The 5,318-nt window shown below is 27.6% G+C and carries 4 protein-coding genes; all 4 read left to right on the top strand.

From position 1 onward, the window contains the following. Positions 1-246 precede the first annotated feature (246 nt). Complete coding sequence (locus BM384_RS15355) at positions 247-1,575, top strand: L,D-transpeptidase family protein (protein ID WP_242946058.1); 1,329 nt, start codon at positions 247-249, stop codon at positions 1,573-1,575. 187 nt (positions 1,576-1,762) lie between these two features. Further along, positions 1,763-1,972 carry a hypothetical protein gene (locus tag BM384_RS15350; protein WP_090014894.1) on the top strand — a complete coding sequence of 70 codons (210 nt, stop codon included), beginning with the start codon at positions 1,763-1,765 and terminating at the stop codon, positions 1,970-1,972. A 7-nt stretch (positions 1,973-1,979) separates the two neighbouring features. Further along, complete coding sequence (locus BM384_RS15345; RefSeq protein ID WP_090014892.1) at positions 1,980-3,857, top strand: adenylyltransferase/cytidyltransferase family protein; 1,878 nt, start codon at positions 1,980-1,982, stop codon at positions 3,855-3,857. A 400-nt stretch (positions 3,858-4,257) separates the two neighbouring features. Beyond that, positions 4,258-5,130, top strand: a complete 873-nt coding sequence (locus BM384_RS15340) for a YitT family protein (RefSeq protein ID WP_090014890.1) — start codon at positions 4,258-4,260, stop codon at positions 5,128-5,130. Positions 5,131-5,318 lie beyond the last annotated feature (188 nt).

Genomic DNA, 5,318 nt, shown 5'->3' with positions numbered 1-5,318 from the left:
CATCTATCTTCTATTCAGGAGTATTATACTAAACTATATTAAATTTGGTTAGATTCCTTTTGGAATTTAAATAAAAAACTATTTTAAATTATGAAATGTGTATTTCTCTATCGGGGCGTAAGCAAAGTAATAGATAAGAAAATTAATATCAATTTAGACATGTAATGTTCGTTAGAATAGTAAATAGTTTTCTATCAAATGTTACAACTAGATTATACAAGGGGTATTATAATTTTAGTTTGTATTTTGGTAGTAGCATACATTGGTACAGCAATTTATTTTAAGAATCATTTTTACTTAGGTTCAAAAATAAATGGAGTAAATGTTTCAGGAATGACAGTAGAAGAAGTGGAAAATTTAATGGCTTCAAAATTCCAGTCATATTCATTGACTTTAGAAGAAAGAAATAATCAAAATGAAGTAATAACTGCAAATGATATTTCTTTAACTTATGATTCTAGTGGTAAGATCAGAGAATTTAAAGATAATCAAAGCTCTCTTGGATGGATATTTGGAATTTTTAAAAATAAATCTACAGAACTTACAGATTTGATTTCTTATGATAAATCTGAACTTAATACAAAGTTAAGTAATTTAAAAGGAGTAGCATCTAAAGATGTTGTTAAGCCTAAAAGTGCATCAGTACAATATATTGATGGTGAATTTCAAGTAGTTGATGAAGTTCAAGGAAATGAAATCAACTTAGATAAATTAACTACTGAAGTAGATAATGCAATTATGAATAGCAATGAAACATTAAATTTAGATAATGCTGACTGTTACAATAAACCAAAGTATGTATCTACTGATAGTGAAGTTTCTGATGCTAAAGAAAAACTTCAAAAATATGCTTCAAGTTCAATAACTTATACTTTTGGACCAGATGGAGAAGAAAATTTAGATGGTTCTGAAATTTCTAAATGGTTAAGTACAGATGAAGACTTAAATGTAGATTTTAATACTGCTAAAGTTAAGAAGTACGTTTTAAATCTTGCTAATAAGTATAATACTTCATCTAATTATAGAAACTTTACAACTACAGCAGGAAATGTAGTAAAAGTTGTACCAGGGGATTACGGTTGGAGAATAGACGTAAATTCTGAAACTGAAGATTTAATAAGTAATATTGAAGATGGACAAACTATAACAAAAGAACCTAAATATCTTCAAAAAGCCGCAAAGAGAGGAAGCAGTGACATAGGAGATACTTATGTAGAAGTAAATATTCCTCAGCAGCATATATGGTTTTATAAAGATGGTGCTTTAGTTGTTGATAGTGATGTTGTTACAGGTAATGTTAGTGCTGGAAATGGAACTCCTGAAGGTGTATATGTACTTAAGTACAAAGAAAAAGATTCAACATTAAAAGGTGAAGATTATGAAACACCAGTAAGCTACTGGATGCCATTTAATGGAGGAGTAGGATTCCATGATGCATACTGGAGAGATGCATTTGGTGGAACTATATATCAAACTGCAGGATCTCATGGATGTGTAAACTGTCCAACAGAAGTTGCAAAGGCATTATTTGAAAATATCCAAGCTGGAACACCAGTTATTGTTTACGGCAAATAAAAAACTGCGAAAGCAGTTTTTTTTCTTATAACACAGATAATCTATTATAAAAGCTACTTTGTTCTGCCTCTTCTTATAAACCAATAAAAAGTAGATACTAGTTAGTAAAGAAACTTAAATGTGCTTTTCATATTAAGAAAATTCTGATATAATCTTTCAAAAAAGAATTATGAGGTAAAGTGAGAAAATGATAAGGTTATGTGACAAGAATGTGTATAATGCGTATTTATCAGAAAATAATTTTGAAAAATGTATGGAATTTTTTTTGGATAATCATAAAAAGGATATCATATGTTTTTATAATAATGATAATGAGTTATATGGGACATTAAATTATGTTGATTTATTAAAAAAGAATAATTTACAAGAAGCTATATGTACAAAAAATAAGATTTAATGAAGACATGTGGGATGAAATTAATGAGTATCTTAAAGACAATGATACTTATTTTTTACCTTTATATAATGACGAGGGAAAACTACAAAGTTTTTGCTATGAGGATATTAAAAATGATTGGTGGAATTACATATGTGCTAATGAAACATTATCACAAATGAAGAGAGATCCTTATACCATAACTCAAGTATTTAAGGTTTTATTTCCTGATATTAAATTAATACATATTCATGATATGAATGAATGGTCTTATATTCTTTATAAAGGTTTTTCAAAAGTAGGATTTCCTGTTATTATAACAGGAACAGGATGGAGTGCTTTAAAGGAAACTAATACATACAAATTAGAGGACTTTGCAGATTTTTCTATATTTAATGTTTATGCAGAAGGTACTCAGTCTATAAGAATTGAAAAAGAATATCCTAAAGAGCCTTTTCATCAAATAGTTGATAATTTTAAATTCCTTAAAGAAGTAGTAGAATTTGCTACTGTCTTAAAAAAATCTATTAGTATAAATTCTTTAATTGAAATTGGAGTACCGGTTTTTAATTGTAGAATACCACATAAAGAAGAATTAAGTACTTTTGTAAAAAGTGAAGATAATAGTTTAACTAGTTATATAGCATATTTAAAAAGTTGTCTAATTAATGGTGGAGAAAACTTAACAGATGATCAAAAAGAACTACTTTATTCAATTTATTCAAAAGAGACATGTGAAAAAATAGCAAAAGAAGACTTGATGTCTAGCTATAATAAGAAGTGTCCTGTATTTTTAAATAATAATTTTAGTGGAAAAATAGTCTGCAAGGAATATGACAATAAGTTAAAAAGGAGAATTTATTTAATTGGAGAATGTATTGTAACTTCATATTGTGTTGAATTAAAGGATTCACTTCAATATCACCTTCAAAAAAATATGGAAGATTATGTGGTAGTATCCATTCCAATTGCAGCATATGACTATATTAAAGCAACTGAGGTAATAAAATCTCTTCCAATAAGAAAAGATGATATTGTATTATTTGTGGATAGTCGTTTGCAATGGAAGTATAATGATAAGGTTAATAATATAGATGTTTTTGATCTATATAATGATCCATTAAGAAAAGAAGTATTGTATTCAGATAGTCCTATACATACAAATGCTAGAGGAAATAAATTATTAGCAGATAGAATATCAGCATTTATATATACAGATTTAAAAGTGAATGAATCTGATAATTTATATCTTCAAAAAGGTGAAATATTAAAAGATAGTGCTATAAAAAAAATAAATACTTATGTTGAAGATATAAAGAGAAATAATGTAATAGGGACTAATAATGGAGCTATAGTTATGAATGCAAATCCATTTACTAAGGGTCACCTATACTTAATAGAAGATTCTGCAAAAAAGGTTGATACATTATTTGTATTTGTTGTAGAAGAGGACAGGTCTTATTTTAAATTTGAAGATAGATTTAGACTTGTAAAAGAGCAAACATCTCATATTAAAAATGTTGTTGTAGTTTCAAGTGGAGCATTTATTCTATCCTTTAATACCCTTCCTATATATTTTGAAAAAGCTGAAAAGCAAAATGAAGAGATTGATGCAAGTTCTGATATAGAGATATTTGCTAGATATATTGCTCCAAAGCTTAATATTAAATATAGATTTGTTGGTGAAGAACCTTTAGATAAAGTTACTAATCAATATAATATGCAAATGAAGATGCTACTAAAAGAATGGGGAGTAAATTTAATTGAAATTCCAAGGCGTGAGATAGGAAATAAAGTAATAAGTGCTTCAAGGGTAAGAGCTAATGTAGAGGCTAAAAAATGGGAAGAAGTAAAGGAACTTGTTCCAGAAAAGACCTTTGAATTTTTATATAAAAAATATAGATAATTAATTTTAGTGAATTCACACAGATGAATATATAATTTATTATGTTCATCTGCTTTTTATCTTAAAAAAATCACCTTTTAAAAAATTTTTAAAAGGGGGCAAATTACAAAGTAATACATCTTCTTATTAAGTATATTAGAGCTTTTAAATCTCAAGTTATGTATGAATTTATATTACTATTTTTGCTGCAATTCTTAATGATGAAGGGAAGATATATTCAGATGAAAATAAGATAATGTATGTTTGTAGGTGGCAAGAATTTAAAAATAGAAAAGATGGCTATAGAAGTTATTTAGATAAGATGTATATAGGTTTTTATAAAAGCAAATCTATATACATCTTTATTTTTCTGGAATATACTATACTGATAATGAAATAATTTTATGAAGGATTAAGATTGATGAAAAATAGCATATGGAATAGTATTTTTGAATTTATACTCATTACAGTTGGAGCTGTAATTGCAGCCTTTTCAATTGAAGAATTTTTAGTGCCCTGTACAATTTTAGATGGTGGTATTGTTGGAGTGAGTATTATAGTAAATAACCTGACAGGAATTAAACTAGGTATTTTGACTTTTTTGATAAATATTCCTTTTTTAATTATAGGAGCAAAAAAATTAGGGCACCTCTTCATTATAAAATCAACTTATGCAATGATAATTTTCTCTTTGTTTTTAGGTATTTTTGAAAACTTTATTAGTGCAACAGAAGAATATCTCTTAGCAGTTTCCTTTGGAGGAATTATTTTAGGCATAGGTGTAGGTTTAGTAATAAGATTTGGTGGATGTCTTGATGGAACTGAAACAGTAGCTATTTTAATAAATAGAAAATTTGAAGTGCCAGTTGGAAAAATAGTTCTTATTTTTAATATCTTCATTTATATAGCAGCTGCTTTTCTATTTGGATGGGACAGAGCTATGTACAGTTTACTTACATACTTTATCACCTCAAAGGTAATTGATATAATTGAGGAAGGGATAGATCAGGCTAAGGCAGCAATGATAATTACAAAGGATGCTACTAGGCTTGGTAAGGTGATACATGAAAGGCTTGGAAGAACAGTTACAATTATAGAGGGTACAGGTCTCGTAAGTGGAAAAAAAGTAATTCTCTACTGTGTTTTAACTCAGTTTGAAATTTATGAATTAAAGAAGATAATAGAAGAGGTTGATGAATCAGCCTTTGTTACTGTTAGTGATATTTCGGAAATTATAGGAAATCATATAAAAGCAACAACAAAGTCAAATAAAAAAGGACAATCCTGTAATTAGAGGATGTCCTTTTTTGTGCGCCCAGCATGGGCGTGCACTCAATGTCGTCAACTTAGTAGATTAATGCAGATGAAAGTGCTTTAAAACCATATTATTTTTTATAGCTATTTAAAATCCCCTTAAAAAATGGTACACTAAATAAATCCACTGGTAAAAGTGAATTTTAAATTATGTATTTATTTTTAATA

The organism is Clostridium sp. DSM 8431 (genome assembly GCF_900116755.1).
Taxonomy (GTDB): domain Bacteria; phylum Bacillota; class Clostridia; order Clostridiales; family Clostridiaceae; genus Clostridium.
The sequence above is the reverse complement of the archived record's forward strand: the minus strand, read 5'-3'. Positions and strand labels throughout refer to the sequence as shown.

Bases quoted from the DNA above. Each gene is read 5' to 3' on its own strand.
- BM384_RS15350 (WP_090014894.1), top strand. From the start codon at position 1,763: ATGATAAGGTTATGTGACAAGAATGTGTATAATGCGTATTTATCAGAA.
- BM384_RS15345 (WP_090014892.1), top strand. From the start codon at position 1,980: ATGTGGGATGAAATTAATGAGTATCTTAAAGACAATGATACTTATTTT.
- BM384_RS15340 (WP_090014890.1), top strand. From the start codon at position 4,258: ATGAAAAATAGCATATGGAATAGTATTTTTGAATTTATACTCATTACA.